Source organism: Pseudomonas sp. TE3895 (assembly GCF_056278855.1).
Genome location: NZ_JBWBQE010000001.1, coordinates 4,113,335 through 4,132,497, shown reverse-complemented (window position 1 = coordinate 4,132,497; position 19,163 = coordinate 4,113,335). Strand labels below are relative to the sequence as shown.

17 protein-coding genes and 1 pseudogene are annotated in these 19,163 nt (G+C 63.9%); 14 read left to right on the top strand and 4 right to left on the bottom strand.

Translation table 11 applies throughout. The features are described from left to right. The first annotated feature begins 29 nt into the window (after window positions 1-29). Window positions 30-803, top strand: coding sequence for an IclR family transcriptional regulator (locus ACZ889_RS18550; protein WP_004374195.1), 774 nt, complete (start codon window positions 30-32; stop codon window positions 801-803). Between the two features lie 77 nt (window positions 804-880). On the opposite strand, the gene ACZ889_RS18545 is transcribed toward ACZ889_RS18550, so the two are convergent. Further along, complete coding sequence (locus ACZ889_RS18545; protein ID WP_026031933.1) at window positions 881-1,753, bottom strand: helix-turn-helix domain-containing protein; 873 nt, start codon at window positions 1,751-1,753, stop codon at window positions 881-883. A 176-nt stretch (window positions 1,754-1,929) separates the two neighbouring features. Between ACZ889_RS18545 and ACZ889_RS18540 the strand changes: the two genes are divergently transcribed. The 4 genes from ACZ889_RS18540 to ACZ889_RS18525 are packed head-to-tail and all read left to right on the top strand — an operon-like array spanning window position 1,930 to window position 6,225. Then, window positions 1,930-2,757 (top strand): SDR family NAD(P)-dependent oxidoreductase, encoded by an 828-nt coding sequence (locus tag ACZ889_RS18540; RefSeq protein WP_180690016.1) that lies wholly within the window; start codon window positions 1,930-1,932, stop codon window positions 2,755-2,757. Further along, window positions 2,754-4,469, top strand: coding sequence for an FAD-dependent oxidoreductase (locus ACZ889_RS18535; RefSeq protein ID WP_019751676.1), 1,716 nt, complete (start codon window positions 2,754-2,756; stop codon window positions 4,467-4,469). The genes ACZ889_RS18540 and ACZ889_RS18535 overlap by 4 nt, the downstream gene beginning before the upstream one ends. Next, complete coding sequence (locus tag ACZ889_RS18530) at window positions 4,469-4,795, top strand: NIPSNAP family protein (protein WP_180690017.1); 327 nt, start codon at window positions 4,469-4,471, stop codon at window positions 4,793-4,795. Before ACZ889_RS18535 ends, ACZ889_RS18530 begins: the two co-directional genes overlap by 1 nt. Window positions 4,796-4,839: 44 nt before the next feature. After that, entirely contained in the window at window positions 4,840-6,225 is a 1,386-nt protein-coding gene (locus tag ACZ889_RS18525) for an MFS transporter (protein WP_004374205.1), read from the top strand. Here ACZ889_RS18525 and ACZ889_RS18520 read toward each other — a convergent pair. Next, a complete protein-coding gene (locus ACZ889_RS18520) occupies window positions 6,222-6,905 on the bottom strand; it encodes an HAD family hydrolase (RefSeq protein ID WP_476257666.1) in 684 nt (227 codons plus the stop codon). The genes ACZ889_RS18525 and ACZ889_RS18520 overlap by 4 nt on opposite strands. Before the next feature lie 91 nt (window positions 6,906-6,996). Between ACZ889_RS18520 and lexA the strand changes: the two genes are divergently transcribed. Genes lexA through ACZ889_RS18500 form a run of 4 tightly spaced genes read left to right on the top strand, consistent with a single transcriptional unit; the run spans window position 6,997 to window position 12,736 of the window. Further along, a complete protein-coding gene (gene lexA / locus ACZ889_RS18515; protein WP_012052394.1) occupies window positions 6,997-7,614 on the top strand; it encodes a transcriptional repressor LexA in 618 nt (205 codons plus the stop codon). Then, window positions 7,614-8,234 (top strand): translesion DNA synthesis-associated protein ImuA, encoded by a 621-nt coding sequence (gene imuA / locus ACZ889_RS18510; RefSeq protein WP_004374214.1) that lies wholly within the window; start codon window positions 7,614-7,616, stop codon window positions 8,232-8,234. The genes lexA and imuA overlap by 1 nt, the downstream gene beginning before the upstream one ends. Window positions 8,235-8,240: 6 nt before the next feature. Further along, window positions 8,241-9,659, top strand: a complete 1,419-nt coding sequence (locus tag ACZ889_RS18505) for a Y-family DNA polymerase (protein WP_476257665.1) — start codon at window positions 8,241-8,243, stop codon at window positions 9,657-9,659. Continuing rightward, a complete protein-coding gene (locus ACZ889_RS18500) occupies window positions 9,656-12,736 on the top strand; it encodes an error-prone DNA polymerase (protein ID WP_180690019.1) in 3,081 nt (1,026 codons plus the stop codon). The genes ACZ889_RS18505 and ACZ889_RS18500 overlap by 4 nt, the downstream gene beginning before the upstream one ends. Window positions 12,737-13,138: 402 nt before the next feature. On the opposite strand, the gene ACZ889_RS18495 is transcribed toward ACZ889_RS18500, so the two are convergent. Both ACZ889_RS18495 and ACZ889_RS18490 read right to left on the bottom strand, forming a co-directional pair. Then, window positions 13,139-13,960: an aldo/keto reductase gene (locus tag ACZ889_RS18495; protein WP_476257664.1), complete on the bottom strand. Its 822-nt coding sequence runs from the start codon at window positions 13,958-13,960 to the stop codon at window positions 13,139-13,141. Further along, window positions 13,948-14,853 (bottom strand): LysR family transcriptional regulator, encoded by a 906-nt coding sequence (locus ACZ889_RS18490; RefSeq protein WP_004374224.1) that lies wholly within the window; start codon window positions 14,851-14,853, stop codon window positions 13,948-13,950. Before ACZ889_RS18490 ends, ACZ889_RS18495 begins: the two co-directional genes overlap by 13 nt. Before the next feature lie 140 nt (window positions 14,854-14,993). Between ACZ889_RS18490 and ACZ889_RS18485 the strand changes: the two genes are divergently transcribed. The 5 genes and pseudogenes from ACZ889_RS18485 to eppA all read left to right on the top strand — a co-directional run bounded on the left by ACZ889_RS18485 (window position 14,994) and on the right by eppA (window position 19,002). After that, the gene (locus ACZ889_RS18485) at window positions 14,994-15,692 is read left to right on the top strand and encodes a CoA transferase subunit A (RefSeq protein WP_004374230.1); all 699 of its coding nucleotides are present in this window, start codon (window positions 14,994-14,996) and stop codon (window positions 15,690-15,692) included. A gap of 35 nt (window positions 15,693-15,727) precedes the next feature. Continuing rightward, window positions 15,728-16,384: a CoA transferase subunit B gene (locus ACZ889_RS18480; RefSeq protein WP_004576290.1), complete on the top strand. Its 657-nt coding sequence runs from the start codon at window positions 15,728-15,730 to the stop codon at window positions 16,382-16,384. A gap of 154 nt (window positions 16,385-16,538) precedes the next feature. Next, a pseudogene (locus tag ACZ889_RS18475) lies at window positions 16,539-17,958 on the top strand (short-chain fatty acid transporter). 76 nt (window positions 17,959-18,034) lie between these two features. Next, window positions 18,035-18,577: a helix-turn-helix domain-containing protein gene (locus tag ACZ889_RS18470; protein ID WP_012052388.1), complete on the top strand. Its 543-nt coding sequence runs from the start codon at window positions 18,035-18,037 to the stop codon at window positions 18,575-18,577. Between the two features lie 248 nt (window positions 18,578-18,825). Continuing rightward, window positions 18,826-19,002, top strand: a complete 177-nt coding sequence (gene eppA, locus ACZ889_RS18465) for an EPS-associated small membrane protein EppA (RefSeq protein WP_004374238.1) — start codon at window positions 18,826-18,828, stop codon at window positions 19,000-19,002. Window positions 19,003-19,163 lie beyond the last annotated feature (161 nt).

Below are 19,163 nucleotides of genomic sequence, written 5' to 3'. Positions count from 1 at the left end.
GACCATCCCGCTACAAGGAGGTCATACCCATGGGCATCACGGCAGACAGCGGCGGCGTGCGTTCGGTGGAGCGGGCGCTGGCCATTGTCGACCTGCTGGGCGAACACCAGGCGTTGGGCCTCGAAGAACTGCACTACCTGACGGCGCTGCCCAAGGCCACGGTGTCGCGCATGATCGCCACCTTGCAGGCGCAAGGCTGGGTGTACCGCGGCCTTGCCGACCGGCGCTACCGGCTGTGCGCGCGACGCCTGTTCGGTGACCGCCAGTTGCGTTTCAAGCGGCGCCTGGTGGAAAGCGCAGCGCCCATGCTGCTGGAGCTGAGTGAGCGCACCGGGCTGGTCGCTGACCTGTCGTGTTTCGACGGCCAGCGGCTGGAGGTGATGGAAAGCGCCATTCCCCAGGTGCTGCGCAAGCGCTATCCGCACACCAGTCAGATTGTTGGGCAGCATGCCAGCCTGTTTCATTCGGCGATGGGGCGGGCGTGCCTGGGGGAGCTGGCGGTGGACGAAGTGCAGCGCCTGGCGGCCCATGAGCGGCTGGGTGACGACGGGTTGTTGCGCGATATCGAAGAACAAGCGCACAAGGGCTTTGGTCAGCGCACCGAAGGCTACTGGGAATACCCGGTGCGCCTGCCGTTCCTGATCCGCGCCATTGCCTTGCCGGTACATGCCGAAGGGCGCCTGGTCGGCAGCATTGCCTTGCAATGGCCGCTGGATCAGGCGCCGGTGGAGCGGGTGTCGAGCCTGCACCTGAGCAGTTTGGCGACCACGGTGGGGGAAGTGCAGCGGGCCTTGGCTGTTTGATGTTTCCTGCACGGGTTTCTTCGCGGGTAAGCCACAGACGCGTGCATTGCCAGTACCGCCCACAGAACCTGCGGGCGTTACTGGCCCTCCCGAAATCCGCTGGGGCTCACCCCCGCCTGCTTGCGAAAGAACCGGCTGAAATACCCCACATCGGCAAACCCCAGCTCATGGGCGATCTCTTTCACGCTCAGGCTCGAATGCCCGAGCATGCGCTTGGCCTCCAGCACCAGTCGGGCATTGATCACATTCATCGGCGTCATGCCCAGGTGTTCCTGGCACAACCGCCCCAACGTCACCAGGGTCATGCCCAATTCGGCGGCGTATTCCGCCAGTGGCCAGTGCGCGCGGTAGTGCATGTCTACCAGCTCGCGAAAAGCCGTCAGTTGCTGGCTGCGTCTTGATACTGGGCGCTGCTCACCTGCGGGCATGTACGGCTCATGGCGCAGGACATGGATCATCAGTGCCAGCAATAGCGCCATGCTGCTGGCCACATGCTCGCGGGCGCGGTTGTGGTATTCCTCGCGCAGGGCCCGAAACAGGGGCAACAACGGGTCTTCATCGGCGGCCCAGTGGGGCAGGGCAATCACCTGTGGTTTGCGCAGTTGCACCCGCACGTTGGGTGCCAGCACCTGGGCGATGCTATCCAGCGGGTGCTGCGCAGCCGTGATTACCTGGCCTTCTACCTGGCTGGCCCAATGAAATCCATGCACCACCTGCGCCGGGACGTACACCACGCAGGGTGCATGAACCTGAAACCGGTCACTGTCGAACAGCACCTCGCCGCCACCGCTTTGCAGGTACAACAGCTGCAGCAAGCCTTCGTGACGGTGTGCGGCAATCTCCCAGTTGTGCGCGCCAGAGCGCTGGGATATCTGCTCCACATGCAAGGCTTCGTGCCACACCGGCTGCGCGGTTTCACCGTACAGGGCGTAATTGGGGATCTTGTTCATGGTGTTGTAATTGTTCTGTTCAGTACCCGCTACTGTGCCATAGCTGCCCGCAGGCTTCAGGGCGCAGTGGGCAAATTGACGGGAATGTGGGGCTGGTTGCAGGTTTTGTCCATTCTGCCGGTGGGCCTGCCGGCCATAGCCTGTTGCCCAGAACAAGCAACGCTCTGGAGAGCAGCATGCACAACAACAAGATCCTTTCTCAGTGGCTAGGCCTGGAGTCGGCCGTATGCGTGGTGACCGGCGCGGCCGGCGGCATTGGCGCAGCGTTGGCCGCAGCCTTGGTGGAGCAGCAGGCCCACGTGGTGCTGCTTGACCGCGACCTGGACAAATGCCGCGAACTGGCGGCCACCCTGGGGGAACACAGTGCAGGCGAAGTCAGTGCCCTGGCCTGCGACATTGCCGACCCGGCCAGCGTGGAGCAGGCTGCGGCCCAGGTACAGGCGCTGCATGGGTGCTGCGATGTACTGGTCAACAATGCCAGCGTGCTGCGCCCCGGTGCGCTGGACACGCTAAGCCTGGAACAATGGAACCAGGTGCTGGCGGTCAACCTCAGTGGCTACCTCTTGTGTGCCCAGGCCTTTGGCCGTTCCATGCTGGACTGCGGCCAGGGCCGTATCGTGCATGTGGCCTCGATTGCAGCACATTACCCGCAACCCAACAGTGGTGCCTACAGCGCGGCGAAGGCAGGCGTCAGCATGTTGTCGCGGCAGATTGCCGTGGAATGGGGGCCACGCGGTGTGCGCAGCAACGCCGTATGCCCGGGTTTGATCCGCACGCCATTGTCCGCGGCGTTCTATGCCGACCCACAGGTGGAGCGCCGGCGTAGCGCCATGACCGCCAACCAGCGCATCGGTGAGCCGCAAGACATCGCCGAAGCTGTGCTGTTTCTGGCCAGCCGCCGCGCCGACTATATCAACGGCGCCGAACTGACCGTGGATGGCGGACTGGAAAGCATGCCCATGGCATTGATCCCGCGCCCTGGCTTCGAGGGGGCAGGCCAATGAATACGCGTAGCTGCGATGTACTGGTCATCGGTGCGGGTGCTGGTGGCCTGGCGACAGCCATCACGGCGAAAAAGCTTGGCCTGGATGTGATCGTCATCGAAAAGGAGGCGTGCTTCGGCGGCACCACGGCGTTTTCCGGCGGCGTATTGTGGGTGCCGGGCACCCGGCACGGGGGCAATGACAGCCAAGCAGCGGCCATGACCTACCTGCGCAACGAAACCGGTGCCTGCTTCGATGCGGCCGGGGTGGAGGCATTCTTGCGCTACGCGCCGCAGATGGTTGAGTTTTTCGAGCGCGAGACGGCAGTCAAATTCGTGCCCACGCTGTACCCCGATTATCACCCGCAGGTGGAAGGCGGCGTCGATGTGGGCCGCTCGATACTGGCCGCACCTTACGACATCCGTGGTCTGGGGCCCGACATGGCGCGGCTGCGCCCGCCGCTGAAGACCATCACCTTCATCGGCATGATGTTCAACTCGTCGAATGCCGACCTCAAGCACTTCTTCAATGTCACCCGTTCGTTGACCTCGTTCGCCTACGTGGCCAAACGCCTGCTGACCCATTTGAAGGAGCTGGCCTTGTACCGACGCGGCACCCAGGTCACCAGTGGCAATGCCCTGGCGGCAAGGCTGGTACGCTCGGCACTGGACCTGGGCATTCCGATTCTCACAGGCACCCCGGCGCGGCAGTTGCTGCGCGAAGGGGCGCGGGTAGTGGGGGCGGTGACCGGGCAGGCCGGCAGCGAGCAGCGCATCGAGGCCCGGCGCGGGGTGGTGCTGGCCTGTGGCGGTTTCTCCCATGACCTGCAACGGCTGCGCCAGGCCTACCCGCATGTACGGCGTGGCGGCGAGCATTTTTCACCGGTGCCAGCGGGCAACACCGGCGATGGTGCGCGCATGGCCGAGGCGCTGGGAGCAAAGGTCGATATCTGCCTGCAGGCACCTGCAGCCTGGATGCCGGTGTCGAAGGTGCCGGTGGGTGGTGGGCGGCATATTGCCTTTCCGCATTTGCTCGACCGCTACAAGCCGGGTGTGATCGGCGTGCTGCGTTCGGGGCAGCGATTCACCAACGAGTCGAATGCCTACCACGACGTAGGCGCAGCGCTGATTGAGGCGTGTTCCGACCAGGCAGAAACCGCCATGTGGCTGGTGTGCGACCGCCGCACACTGGCCAAATACGGGCTGGGCTTTGCCAAGCCTGCGCCGATGCCGCTGGGGCCATTGCTGCGCAACGGTTACCTGCTCAAGGGCCAGACCCTGGCGGAGTTGGCCGGCAAGGCCGGTATCGATGCGCAAGGGCTGGAGCAGACTGTGCGCGAGTACAACCTTGGCGCTGTCCACGGTGAAGACCGTCAGTTCGGCCGCGGCAGCACCAGCTTCAATCGCTACCTGGCCGACCCGCAGCAACAACCCAACCCGTGCGTAGCGCCGGTTGGCGAGGGACCGTACTTTGCCGTGAAAGTCATCATGGGCGATCTGGGCACTTTCGACGGGCTGCGCACCCGTGTGACCGGTGAAGTGTTGGCGGCCGACGGGCAAGTCATCGACGGCCTGTATGCGGTGGGTAACGACCGCGCCAGCATCATGGGTGGCAACTACCCCGGGGCGGGCATCACCCTGGGGCCGATCATGACCTTTGCCTACATCACCGGGCGCCACCTGGCGGGTGTCGAGCAGGGGCTGGCGGCGGGCAACGCACGGGAGGTGGCGTGATGGACAAGCTTGTGGTCGACCACCGCATCTACACCATTCGCCCGCGCGGCATGGCGGCCTTTCTCGAGGCGTTCGACCAGCTGGCGATGCCGATCCTGCTGCGCCACCTCGGTGCACCCCTGGCGTTTTACACCAGCAGCATCGGGCCGTTGAACCAGGTGGTGCACTTGTGGGGCTATGACAGCCTCGATGACTTCGAGAAGCGCAGCGCAGCGCGGGATGCCGACCCGGACTTTGCCGCGTACCTGCATGCTACCCGCGACCTGGTAGTGGCTCAGGAAACACGCATCATAAGGCCTGTGCGCTTACCCAGCCTTTTCCACTAGGGCTGCGACAAACACCGTCATAACAACAACAACAGGTGACACCTATGAACAACACGCTCGACGTGCGCCAACTGATCGACCAGCAACCCATCGGCCGCTACCAGAAATGGGTGGTGTTCCTTGGCTTTCTCATCATCGCCCTGGACGGCCTGGACGTCGCCATCATCGGCTTCATTGCCCCGCAATTGAAAAGCGACTGGGGCCTGGATGCGCAAAGTCTGGGCCCGGTATTGAGCGCCGCGTTGATCGGCCTGGCACTCGGCGCCTTGATTGCCGGCCCCTTGGCGGACCGTTACGGGCGCAAGGCGGTATTGCTGTGCAGCGTGCTGCTGTTCGGCCTCTGGACACTGGCCTCGGCCTTTTCACCCAACCTGGAAGCCCTGGTCGCGTTGCGCTTTCTGACCGGCCTGGGCCTGGGCGCAGCCATGCCCAATGCCAGCACCCTGGTCAGCGAGTATGCCCCGGCACGCAGCCGCTCGCTGCTCATTACCTTGGCATTCTGCGGGTTCTCCCTGGGCGCGGCGGCAGGTGGTTTCGTCAGCGCCTGGATGATTCCGAACCTGGGCTGGCGCAGTGTCCTGGCATTGGGTGGGGTGTTGCCGCTGATGGTCCTGCCGTTGCTGTATTGGCGCCTGCCGGAATCGGTGACGTTCCTGGTCAGCAAAGGGGCGGACCGCAAGCGCATTCTGGCCATTGTCCGTCGCCTGGCACCTGAGCATGTCAACGCCGACACGACCTTTGTCTTGCCCGGTAAAGCCCAGGCTGCAGGCGGTGCAATCGGCACCATCCTCTCTGCGCGGTATCGCTTTGGTACCTGCATGCTCTGGGGCGGGTACGTGCTGGCGCTGTTCCTGGTCTATCTGTTCAGCGGCTGGTTGCCGACGCTGGTAAAGGAGGGGGGCGGGTTTTCGGTGGCCGAAGCGGCCATCGTCACCGCCTGTTTCCAGATTGGCGGCCCGTTGGGCGCAATTTCGGTGGGTTGGGCCATGGATCGTTACCCGGCGCAGCGCGTGCTGGTACTGACCTTCCTGTTCAGTGGTGCGGTGATTTTTGCAATTGGTCAGGTCGCTGCGGACTTCGCCTGGTTGTGCGCGGTTGCGAGCGCTGTAGGCTTTGGCCTTAATGGGGCAAGTGTTGGGATGAATGCACTGGCGGCGGCTTTTTACCCGACTGAAGCACGGGCGACCGGCGCCAGCTGGATGAGTGGCATCGGGCGCCTGGGTGCGATTCTCAGTGCCTTTGCCGGGGCACAGATGCTGGCACTGGGCTGGAGCTTTGCCCAGGTATTCGCTTCGTTGTTGCTACCCGCAGGGTTGGCGGCTTTGGCGGTATGGCTGCAAGGGCGAAATGCGGCGTCACGGCTTAGCGTTCCCGGTTGTACATCCGGCACACCGGCTGCAGCGCCAGCAGGTTCGGCTCCCACTCCCTAGCCTTCGGGAACACAGCCCCTGTCTGAAGCCATACGCTCGATCAACGCCCACAACGTCGCATCATTGAAGTCGTCGACAACCAACCTGGCGCCCGCCGCCAGCAACCGCTCCGGGGTCTGCGTCGTGGCCACGCCCACGGTAAAGATCCCCGCGCCACTGGCCGCGGCCGTCCCCGGCAATGAGTCCTCGAAGGCCAGCGCTTGCCCGGCCTCGGCACCCAGCCGCTGCAGGCCGGTGAGGTAGGGCAGCGGGTCCGGTTTGGGCCGTGCCAGTTCTTCGGCCACCAGCACATGTTCAAAGTGCTGGCCCAGGCCCATGGCGTTCAGCATGTGCTCGGCGTTCAGCCGCGGTGCGTTGGTCACCACGCACATGCCGATGTCATGGGCCTGGGCATGCTCCAGCAGGCGCAACAGGCCTGGCATTGGCTCAAGCGACGGCGACATCGCGCGAAACAGCGCTTCCTTGCGGTCGGCCAACGCCTGGCACTGTTCGACGCTGGCGCCGCTGAACAGCTCGGCGAACAGCTCGCCGTTGGCGCGGCCGCTGACCTGGGCGTCGAACTGCGCCTGGCTCAGCTCGCGGCCGTCGTGTTCACGCAGCAGTTGGCGAAAGGCCTGCAGGTGCAGGGTGTCAGTGTCGGTGAGGGTACCGTCAAGGTCGAACAGCAGGGCGGTCAGCATGGGATATCCAGATGAAAATACACAAGCCAGGGGATCATAACCAAAGCTGACGACGAAGGGGGCTGTTCAGCGTGCTCCGAAAAGAGTACAAATGTGCTCCATGGACACTCTTACCCCCAAACGCCGCGCCATTTTCGAATTCATCCGTGAGCGCATTGCCGAGCATGGTCAGCCGCCGAGCCTGGCCGATATCGCCACGCGCTTCGGTTTTGCCTCGCGCAGCGTTGCGCGCAAGCACATCACCGCCCTGTGCCAGGCCGGTTATATCGATGTCACGCCAAACCAGGCCCGGGGCATACGCCTGGCCGAACCGCTGCGCCGGCCAGAAATCCTCGAAATACCCGTGCTGGGCCAGGTGGCGGCGGGTGCCCCCATCGGCCCGGACCTGGACATCCACGAGCAGTTGCTGCTCGACCCCAGCCTGTTCCGCCGTACCCCCGACTACCTGCTGAAGGTGCGGGGCGACTCGATGATCGACGACGGCATCTTTGACGGTGACCTGGTCGGCATCCTGCAACAGGCTGACGCCCGCGACGGGCAAATCGTGGTTGCGCGCCTGGACGGCGAAGTGACCATCAAACGCCTGCAACGCCAAGGCGGCACTTACCGGCTGTTGCCACGCAACCCGGCCTATGCGCCGATCGATGTGCAGCCCGAACAGGACTTTTTCATCGAAGGCGTGTTCTGCGGCTTGCTGAGGCGTGACTGATGGGCGCCGTGGTCGACCTCGACAGGCTGCTGGAACAGCGCCGGGTATGGCGCGGCCGGCAGGCCCAGGCGCGGCCACTCGGGCTGCAGCCCACCGGCCATGCGGCCCTCGACGAACGTTTGCCGGAAGGTGGCTGGCCGGCGGCAGCACTGAGCGAGCTGTTGCTGGCCAACCCCGGCTGTGGCGAATTGCAGTTGCTGTGGCCAACCCTGGCCCGGCTGAGTGCAGAAGCCAGCAGAGTGGTGCTGGTGGCTCCACCCTTCATCCCTTTTGCACCGGCCTGGCAGGCAGCGGGGGTGGACCTGCGCTGGCTGGTACAGGTGGATGCCGAGCCTGCCGATGCCCTGTGGGCTGCCGAACAGTGCCTGCGCTCGGGCAGTTGCGCGGCGGTGCTGTGCTGGCCGGAACGTGCCGATGACCGCGCCCTGCGGCGCTTGCAGGTAGCGGCCGAAACCGGGCAGGCACTGGCGTTCGCCTGCAGGCCGCAGCAGGCGTCGCACAACCCTTCACCCGCAGCGCTGCGCATTGCAGTCGACACGCGCCCGGCGCAATGGCGCGTGCTGAAAAGCCGGGGTGGCATGCCTCCAGCGCTGCCTATTCCCTGCCCGGGGCGGGGCTGATGCACCATGCTCTGGGCCTGCATCCTGCTCCCGCAGCTTGCGCTGGACACCCTCCTGCGTGAGCGTGACGATCCTGACACACCCTTGGTGCTGATTGGCGGGCCGACCCAGCGTCGCGTGTTGCAGGCAGTCAACCCGGCGGCCGCTGCACTGGGCCTGCGCGCCGGGCAAACCCTGACCGCAGCGCGTGCCCTGGCCGATGGCTTCACCTGCGTCGAAGCTGACCCCAAACGCATCGATCAGGTGCAACAGTTGCTGGCGGCCTGGGCCTACCGCTTCAGTGCCCAGGTCAGCCTGCATTACCCTCGGGCGCTGCTGCTGGAAGTGGGCTCCAGCCTGCAACTGTTCGGGCCCTGGCCCTTGTTCGAGGCACGTCTGCGTCAGGAACTGGCAGAACTGGGCCTGCGTCAACGCATTGTCCTGGCCAGCAACCCGGTGGCAGCTCGCATGCTCGCCAATGGCCACGATGGCCTGGCCGTGGGCGATGTCGACGCCACCCGAGCGGCGCTGCTTGGCATGCCCATCACGCGCGTCGGCCTGCCGGCAGAGGCGGCCGAAGCGTTTGCCCGCATGGGCTTGCACCAGCTGGGCCAGGTATTGGCCTTGCCGCGCGATACCTTGGCCAGGCGCTTTGCGGCCCAGGTGCAGCTGCATCTCGACCAGTTGCTCGGCCTGCGCAACCTGGGGCTGGACTTCTACCAGCCACCGGACCGTTTCGAAACCCGGCTGGAACTCAATTTCGACGTCGAATCGCACCAGGCGCTGTTGTTCCCGCTGCGGCGCATGCTCAACGACCTTGCTGCATTTCTGGCCGGGCGAGACTGTGGCGTGCAGCGCTTCTGTCTGCATCTGGAGCACGCCGAGGGGCCGGATACCCTGCTCAAGGTGGGCCTGCTGGCGGCCGAACGCGATGCTGCGATGCTGTTCGAGCTAGCCCGTGGGCGCCTTGAGCCGCTGCGCATACCCGCACCGGTGCGCAACCTGCGGCTGGTTGCCGAAGACTTGCCACCCTTCGTGCCACAGCATCAGGCGTTGTTCGACCCGCGGGCGCAACAGGCGCAACCCTGGGCGCAATTGCGTGAGCGGTTGCGCGCCCGCCTGGGGGATGAGGCCGTCAAGGGGCTTGGCGCAGCCGCCGATCACCGCCCCGAATGCGCCTGGCATTTGGCGGAACAGGGTGCCCAAGGCAACATGCCGGTTGCACCGGGCAGCCGCCCGGGGTGGCTGTTGCCGGCACCGATCGCGCTGGATGACGCCGCCTACCAGGTGCAGGGCTATGCCGAACGCATCGAATCAGGTTGGTGGGATGGCGGCGATGTGCGTCGCGACTACTACCGCATCGAAACCCGTGACGGCTTGCGCGGCTGGGCCTACCGCGACCTGAGCCAGGCCGGCCCGCTTTGGCTGCAGGGTTGGTTCGCATGAACACCCCGGGTTATGCCGAGCTGCATTGCCTTTCCAACTTCAGCTTCCAGCGCGGTGCATCGAGCGCCGACGAGCTGTTCCGGCGTGCGCGCGAGCAGGGCTACCAGGCCTTGGCAATCACTGACGAATGCACGCTGGCCGGTATCGTGCGCGCCTGGCAGGCAGCCAAGGTGCACCAGCTGCGGCTGATCGTTGGCAGCGAGGTGCAATTGTGCGACGGGCCCAAGCTGGTGCTGCTGGTCGAGAACCTGACCGGCTACCAGAACCTGTGCGCGCTGATCACCCGTGCCCGGCGGCGGGCAGAGAAGGGTGCGTACCAGCTGTTTCGTGATGACTTGCTGCTGCACCACCAAGGCCTGCTGGCCTTGTGGGTGGCCGCTGACAGTGGCGATACCGCTACCGGCGCGTGGCTGCGCAGTGTGTTCGCTGAGCGCCTGTGGCTGGCCGTGCACCTGCACCGGGGCAGTGACGATGCCATGCGCCTGCAACGGTTGCGGGCACTGGCGGCTGATGTGGGTATCCGCGCCGTGGCCTGTGGCGACGTGCACATGCACGTGCGTGGTCGCCGTGCCTTGCAGGACTGCATGACTGCCATCCGCCAGCATTGCCAGGTGAGCGAGGCCGGGCGCTTTCTGTTTGCCAATGGCGAACGGCACCTGCGCAGCCAGGCGCAACTGGCCGAGTTGTATCCGCTCGACCTGCTGGCCGAGACCCTGGTCATTGCCCGGCGCTGCCAGTTTGACCTGAGCGAACTGAACTACCAGTACCCACGCGAACTGGTGCCCGAGGGGCATACCCCGGCAAGCTGGCTGCGCGAATTGTGCGAGCAAGGCCTGCCGCTGCGCTGGCCAGGCGGGCCGAGTGGCAAAGTGCGGGATGTGCTTGCCAAGGAACTGGGGCTGATCGAAGAGCTGGGTTACGAAAGCTACTTCCTGACGGTGCACGACATTGTCGCCTTCGCCCGCAGCCAGCGCATCCTATGCCAGGGCCGGGGGTCGGCAGCCAACTCGGTGGTGTGCTTCGTACTGGGCATCACCGAGCTTGACCCCATGAAACACCACCTGCTGTTCGAGCGCTTCCTGTCGCGCGAGCGCAACGAGCCGCCGGACATCGACGTGGACTTCGAACACGACCGGCGCGAGGAGGTGATCCAGTATGTGTTCCGTCGCTATGGCCGGCACCGGGCGGCGCTCACTGCGGTAGTCAACACCTACCATGCCGCCGGTGCGGTGCGGGATGTGGCGCGGGTGCTGGGGCTACCTGCCGACCAGGTGGATGCCCTGGCCAAATGCTGTGGCCGCTGGAGCGATCGCATACCCGATGACCAGCGCCTGGCCGAAGCCGGTTTCGAAGCGGGCAGCCCTTCGCTGCGGCGGGTGCTGGTGCTGGCCGGCGAACTGATCGGCTTCCCCCGGCACCTGTCACAGCACCCGGGCGGTTTTGTCATCTCCCAGCAACCGCTCGACCAGCTGGTGCCGGTGGAGAATGCCGCGATGCCGGAGCGCACGGTGATCCAGTGGGACAAGGATGACCTGGACATGGTTGGCCTGCTCAAGGTCGACGTACTGGCGTTGGGCATGCTCAGCGCCTTGCGCCGCTGCTTCGACCTGCTGCAGCACCACCGTGGCCGGCACCTGACCCTGGCGACCATCCCCAGCGAAGACCCGGCCACCTACGCCATGATCAGCCGTGCCGAGACCATGGGCGTGTTCCAGATCGAGTCACGCGCGCAAATGGCCATGTTGCCGCGGCTGCGGCCCCAGAAGTTCTACGACCTGGTCATCGAGGTCGCCATCGTCCGCCCCGGGCCGATTCAGGGCGACATGGTGCACCCGTACCTGCGCCGGCGCCTGAAGCAGGAACCGGTGACGTATCCGTCGCCGCAACTGAAGGAAGTGTTCGAACGTACCTTGGGCGTGCCGCTGTTCCAGGAGCAGGTGATGGAGCTGGCGATGGTCGCGGCCGACTATACCCCGGGCGAGGCCGACCAGTTGCGCCGCAGCATGGCAGCCTGGAAGCGCCACGGCGGCCTGGAACCGCACCGCGAACGGCTGGTGCAGGGCATGTTGCGCAATGGTTACACGCTGGCGTTTGCCGAGCGCATCTTCGAGCAGATCAAGGGGTTTGGCAGCTATGGCTTCCCTGAGTCGCATGCGGCCAGCTTTGCCTTGCTGTGCTATGCCAGCAGTTGGCTGAAGTGCCATGAGCCGGCGATCTTCACCTGTGCGTTGGTCAACAGTTGGCCGATGGGCTTCTACAGCCCTGATCAGCTGCTGCAAGAGGCTCGCCGCCAAGGTATCGAGGTACGGCCGGTTGATGTCTGCCACAGCGACTGGGACTGCACCCTGGAGCCTGATGCTGAAGGCACCCTGGCCATTCGCATGGGCCTGCGACTGGTACGTGGCCTGGCCGAAGCCGATGCCAGGCGCGTGCAGCAGGCGAGGGCGCAGCGGCCGTGGCGCAACGTCGAAGACCTGTGCCTGCGCGCCGGCCTGGACGCACGGGCCCGTGCCCGCCTGGCTGATGGCGGGGCGCTGCGCGCCTTGGCCAGCGATCGGCATCAGGCGCGCTGGCAGGTGGCGGCGGTGCAGCCGCAGCTGCCGTTGTTCGCCGATGTGCAGGCCTTGCCTGAAGAACCGGTGCAATTGCCCGTGCCAACCGTGGGCGAGGACCTGATGGCCGATTATCAAACCCTCGGCACTACGCTTGGCCCACATCCGCTGGCCCTGTTGCGCGCTCGCCTGAGGGCGCTGGGGTGTCGCAGCTCCAGTGAATTGCAGGGTGTGGAGCATGGCGACAACATTGCCGTGGCCGGGCTGGTGGTGGGCCGGCAACGGCCTCAAACCGCCAGCGGTGTGACCTTCGTTACTCTGGAAGACGAACATGGCATGGTCAACGTGGTGGTGTGGCGTGCGCTGGCCGAACGGCAGCGACGGGCGCTGGTGGGTTCGCAGTTGCTCAAGGTCAGTGGGCGGTTGGAGCAGGAGAATGGGGTGCGGCACCTGATTGCGCGGCGGTTGGAGGATGTGAGTCCGCTGCTGCAAGGGCTGGATGTGCGCAGCCGGGATTTTCACTGACCCCCAACGCTCGGTACTTGCGTGGTTCCCTGTGGGTGCGGGCGAGCCCGCGAAGCAGCCACCGCGTTGCAGGGCACCGGCCTTGCCGGTGTTCGCGGGCATGCCCCACATTGACCGCCTGCAACCTTGAGCCCGCCCCAACCATTCATTGGCCACGGTGCGTTATTCCTTGGTCGACGGCCACGTTTGCCACTAGGCCTGAGCCCCCCCTGTGGGAGCGGCCTTGTGTCGCGATAGGGCCGCAAAGCGGCCCCAGCAATCTATGCATGATGCCGAGATCCTGGGGCCGCTGCGCGGCCCTATCGCGACACAAGGCCGCTCCCACAGGGATCGCGCCAGCTTTTAGAAATTGAGCAAGACAGTTGCTCCCAAAGGTCGCGTCCTGGTCCCGCTTGTGCTCGCCTACACCATCGCCAACCGCTGCTTGCGCGTCGGTGCAGGGAACGCCCGGTCGATCGCCCGCAGGTCTTCACCGGTCAAGGTCAGCGTTCCCGCCGCCGCATTGAGCCGCACGTGCTCGGGCGCCACCGCCTTGGGGATGGCGATCACGCCGTCATCGCGGGTCACCCAGGCCAGGCAGACCTGGGCCGGTGTGGCGCCATGGCGCTCGGCAATTTCCGCCAGTACCGGGTGCTGCAACAAGCGCCCGGCCTGAGCCAGCGGGCAGTAGGCCATGGTCGGCAAGCCACGTTTTTCGCACCACGGTAGCAAGTCGAATTCGATGCCACGCTGGGCCGGGTTATACAACACCTGGTTGGTGGCACAATCAGGGTTGTGCAGTTCGCGCAGGTCGTCGACGTCGAAGTTGGACACGCCCCAACGCTTGATCTTGCCTTGCTCGCGCAAGCGCTCGAAGCCTTCGACGGTTTCCTCCAGCGGGTGCTGACCACGCCAGTGCAGCAGGTACAGGTCGATGCAATCGGTGCCCAGCCGGGTGAGGCTGCGCTCGCAGGCTGCCGCCATGCCGCGCAGGCTGGCATTGTGCGGGTAGACCTTGCTGACCAGAAATACCCGGTCGCGGCGCCCGGCAATGGCTTGGCCAACGACCTCTTCTGCCCCCCCTTCGGCATACATCTCGGCGGTGTCGATCAGGTTCAGGCCCAGCTCGATGCCCTGTTGCAGCGCCGCGACTTCGGCAGCCTTGCGACCTGGGTCTTCGCCCATGTACCAGGTGCCTTGGCCGATGGCTGGAACACTCGTGCCTGCCAGATTTACGTAACGCATGTCACCTCCGGGATCCGGGTATTGGAAAGAAGCACCTCAAGCAGTGCTTGCGCTGCGGTGGAAAGCTTGTGCTCGCTGAGGGCAATCACGCCGATGCGCCGCTCGACAGTGGGCTCGACCAAGGTGACGCAGCGGGCACCCAGCTCCTGCATCTGGTTGATGCACAGCGCCGGCACAGCACTGACCCCCAGGCCGCTGGCCACCATGCGGCCGATGGTCGTCAGCTGGTGGCTTTCGAACGCGACTGCCAGCTTGCCGTGGCGGGCCGCCACATTCTGCTCCATCAGCAGGCGCACCGCCGAAGGGCGCTGCAGGGCCACGAAATCTTCGGCCATCAGCTGTGCCCAGCTGACCTGGGGCAGCAGCGCCAAGGGCGAGTCGGCGGCCACTACCGCAACGAAGCGGTCCATGTACAACGGGTGGAAGTCCAGCCCATCGATGTTATCCGGCTCGAAGCCGATGCCCAGTTCGACGCGGCGATGGCGTACCAGTTCCTGTACCTGTTCGTTGATCACGTCGTGCACCGTGACGTTGACCTTGGGGTAGCGCTGGCGAAACACCTTGAGCGCGTGGGGCAACAGGTTGCCGGCAAAAGCCGGCATGGCCGCCACTGACACACGGCCCAATTGCAGGGTAAAGCGCTGGCGCAGCATCTCTTCGGTATCGTCCCAGTCGGCCAGCAGGCGGCGTGCCAGTGGCAGCAGCACTTCGCCTTCGGCAGTCAGGCTGACGCTGCGCGTGGTGCGGCTGAGCAGGGCGCCGCCGAGGTTTTCTTCCAGCGCCTTGATGGTCAGGCTCAGTGCCGGTTGCGAAACGTGCAGGTGTTCACCGGCCTGGGCGAAGCTCTGGTACTTGGCCACGGCGACAAAGGCGCGCAATTGTTTGACGTTCATGTCGGGCCTATCGTTTGTTTTGTAAAAATTATCAATCGATGACGAAAACAAAATTAACAAATCAGTCGCTTGCGGTGAAGATGTCTGCACACGCTCACCGACAGCCTCGTCGGTTAAACAACTACAAAAGGCGGATCAGCATGGCCGGACTGGACAAGCGCGTTGCAACCTATGAACAGGCCCTCGAAGGCCTGACCGACAACATGACGGTACTGGCCGGTGGTTTCGGCCTGTGCGGCATCCCGGAAAACCTTATCAGCGAAATCAAGCGGCGTGGCGTCAAGGGCCTGACCGTGGTTTCCAACAACTGCGGCGTTGACGGTTTTGGTCTGGGCGTGCTGCTGGAAGACCGGCAGATTCGCAAGATGATCGCCTCCTACGTGGGCGAAAACGCCGAGTTCGAACGCCAGTTGCTCAGTGGCGAGCTGGAAGTGGAACTGACCCCACAGGGCACCCTCGCCGAAAAAATGCGCGCAGGTGGTGCCGGCATTCCGGCGTTCTACACCGCCACCGGCTATGGCACCCCGGTTGCCGACGGCAAGGAAGTCCGCGAGTTCAAGGGCCGCAAGTACATCCTGGAAGAGTCCATCACCGGTGACTTCGCCATCGTCAAGGGCTGGAAGGCCGACCACTACGGCAACGTGGTGTACCGCAACACTGCGCAAAACTTCAACCCGCTGGCGGCCACCGCCGGCAAGATCACCGTGGTCGAAGTGGAAGAAATCGTCGAACCCGGCGTGCTGCTGCCAAGCGAAATCCACACCCCGGGCATCTACGTGGACCGTGTCATCGTCGGCACCTTCGAAAAACGTATCGAAAAGCGCACCGTCAAGGCCTGAGCGCCATCCACCCGAACAATAAAGAGATCCTGACCATGGCACTGACCCGCGAACAGATGGCGCAACGCGTTGCCCGTGAACTGAAGGACGGTTACTACGTCAATCTGGGCATCGGCATCCCCACCTTGGTGGCCAACTATGTACCCGCCGACATGGATGTGATGCTGCAATCGGAAAACGGCCTGCTCGGCATGGGCGAATTCCCCACCGAAAGCACCCTCGATGCCGACATGATCAACGCCGGCAAGCAAACTGTCACCGCCCGCCGCGGCGCCTCGATTTTCGATTCGGCACAATCGTTCGCCATGATCCGTGGCGGCCACGTCGACCTGACCGTACTGGGGGCTTTCGAGGTGGACGTGCAGGGCAACATCGCCTCGTGGATGATTCCGGGCAAGCTGGTCAAGGGCATGGGCGGGGCCATGGACCTGGTGGCCGGCGCCGACAACATCATCGTCACCATGACCCACGCCTCCAAGGACGGCGAGTCCAAGTTGCTGCCACAGTGCAGCCTGCCGTTGACCGGTGCGGGCTGCATCCGCAAGGTGCTGACCGACCTGGCCTACCTGGAAATCGAAGACGGCGCCTTCATTCTGCGCGAGACCGCGCCTGGGGTAAGCGTCGAGGAAATCATCGAGAAAACCGCCGGCAAACTGATCGTGCCGGATGATGTGAAGGAAATGACCTTCTAAGGCATGACGTGATCTCACCCTGTAGGCGCGGGTTTACCCGCGAATGCGTCGGTACATTGACCGCCGCATTCGCGGGTAAGCCTGTTCCTACAGGTTTTTTGCGTTGCCTGGCAATACCGCTTCATCCCATAAAACCAATAAAAGGAATTCAACCGTGGCCGCTGAAATTCAAGACAGCCGCTCCGCGCGCTTTGCCTTGCGCTGCTCCAACTGGGCTGAACGCTGGTTCCCCGACTCCTGGGTGTTCGCCGCGCTGGCGGTGCTGCTGGTGTGTATCGGCGCACTGGCCATGGGCGCCAAACCGACCGACACCGCCAAGGCGTTTGGCGACGGCTTCTGGAGCCTGATACCGTTCACCATGCAGATGGCCTTCGTGGTCATCGGCGGTTATGTGGTGGCCAGCTCGCCGCCCGCCGCGAGGCTGATCGATCGCCTGGCGCGCATCCCCGGCAATGGGCGCTCGGCAGTGTGCTGGGTAGCACTGATCTCGATGCTGGCCTCCTTGCTCAACTGGGGGCTGTCGCTGGTGTTTGGAGGTTTGTTGGTGCGCGCCCTGGCAAGGCGCACCGACCTGAAGATGGACTACCGCGCTGCGGGTGCGGCCGCTTACCTGGGCCTGGGTGCGGTGGTGGGCGTTGGGCCTGTCATCCTCGGCGGCGCAGCTGCAGGCCAACCCGGCCAGCCTGCCACCTTCAATCCTGTCGATAACCGGGGTGATCCCGTTTACCGAAACCATCTTTCTCTGGCAGTCCGGCGTGATGTTGGCGGCACTGGTGGTGGTCTCGCTGGTGATCGCCTATGCCACCGCTCCGGGCCCGAACAGCGCACGTAGCGCAGAAGACTGCGGTGTCGACCCCAGCTTCACAGCGCCACCCGCGCCGCAACGCACGCGCCCGGGGGAGTGGCTGGAACACAGCCCGATCCTGATCCTGCTGTTGGTGGCCTTGGCTGCTGGCTGGCTGTATCAGGAGTTTGCGACAAAACCTGCGATTACCGCCATCTCGGGGCTCAACACCTACAACCTGTTGTTCATCATGCTCGGTGCTTTGCTGCACTGGCGCCCACGCAGCTTCCTTGACGCGGTGGCACGCGCGGTACCGACCACCACCGGTGTGCTCATCCAGTTCCCGCTGTATGGTTCGATCGCCGCTATTCTCACCCAGGTGAAGGGCGTCGATGAACAGACGCTGGCCCACCATATTTCACTGTTCTTCACCCAGATTGCCACCCATGACACGTATGCCGTGCTGATGGGCGTGTATTCGGCGGTGCTGGGCTTCTTCATCCCTTCAGGTGGCGGCAAGTGGATCATCGAGGCCCCTTACGTGATGCTGGTGGCCAACGACCTGCAGTACCACCTGGGGTGGGCCGTGCAGATCTACAACGCGGCCGAAGCCTTGCCGAACCTGATCAACCCGTTCTACATGCTGCCGCTGCTGGGCGTGCTGGGGCTCAAGGCGCGCGACCTGATCGGTTTCTCGTTCGTGCAATTGCTGGTGCATGTGCCGTTGGTGCTGGTGTTGCTGTGGGCGCTGGGTACAACGCTGCAGTACGTGCCGCCCGTGATGCCTTGATTCAAGGCCCCTGGAGACTTGGCGCCAGCTTTCAGACGCGTATCATGGCTGCCTCAGCCTGGGAAACCCGCGTCACATGTCTATCCGATTGAAACTGCTGCGTAAGAAACTGGGGATGACCCTGGAAATGCTGGCCGAAAAGACTGGCATGACCAAAAGCTACCTGTCCAAGGTCGAGCGCGGCCTCAACACGCCCTCGATCGCTGCGGCGCTGAAACTGGCGAGGGCACTGAATGTCAATGTCGAAGAGCTGTTCGCCGAAGAACAGACCGGGCAGAGCCGCTACAGCCTGGTGCGCCGTACCGAGCGCCAGGCCTTGGTAGGCGATGGGCAAGGGCCGGGGTACGCGGCCCTCACCAGTCAGGTTGGCCAGCGCAGCCTGCTGCCGTTTCTGATTCAGCCGCCGTCCGAGTTCAGCGACCCCACGTTCAAGGAACACCAGGGCGAAGAGTTCCTGTTTGTTCACGCAGGCCAGGTGGAAGTGGATTTCATGAGTGAGCGGGTGTTGCTGGAGCAGGGCGACGCCCTGCATTTCAATGCCCAGACGCCGCACCGCCTGCGCTCGGTAGGTGCGACACCGGCGCAGTTACTGGTTGTGGTTCACCACGCAGACGAATGAAACCGCAGGGGGCAATCATGCCCCCACGTGTTCTCAGCTGTGAAACGCCATGTTCATCGCATCATCACTCCCTTGCATAATCTGCATGCCGTTTTTTTGACGAATGCGCCCATCGCTCATTGAATTTTATTATGGTGTCGGATCATTGACGTAGTGTCATTGTGCCCATAAGCTCAAGTCAACAACGAAACAACTCCCGCAGCACAGCGCCAATAACTAATTGATTTTCCTGTTTTTAGGAGGGGAGTATGCGCACGACTCTGATAATCAAATCGATGTTCTTGCTGGTGATGCTAAGTGGTGCTGCCCGCGCAGCGGATTCGTATATAAATCAGAACAGTATCATTCCTGTTTCAACTGCAGGCTGGTTCTTTGCCTTTGCTGTGGTCGGTTTTGTTGCCGTTGCCAACCGCAGAAAGATCTGAGCCGTATACCGGGTACCTAAAGTGACCCATTGCTGCGAAGCCACAGGCATGGCTTGTGAATTCTCCAACCGTTGCTATATTCCCAGTAGCCCGTAGGACCAACGTTTACAAGGCGTTGCAGCCACGTCTGCAGCGTCAAGGCAAGGGCCTCCAGGAAGGTC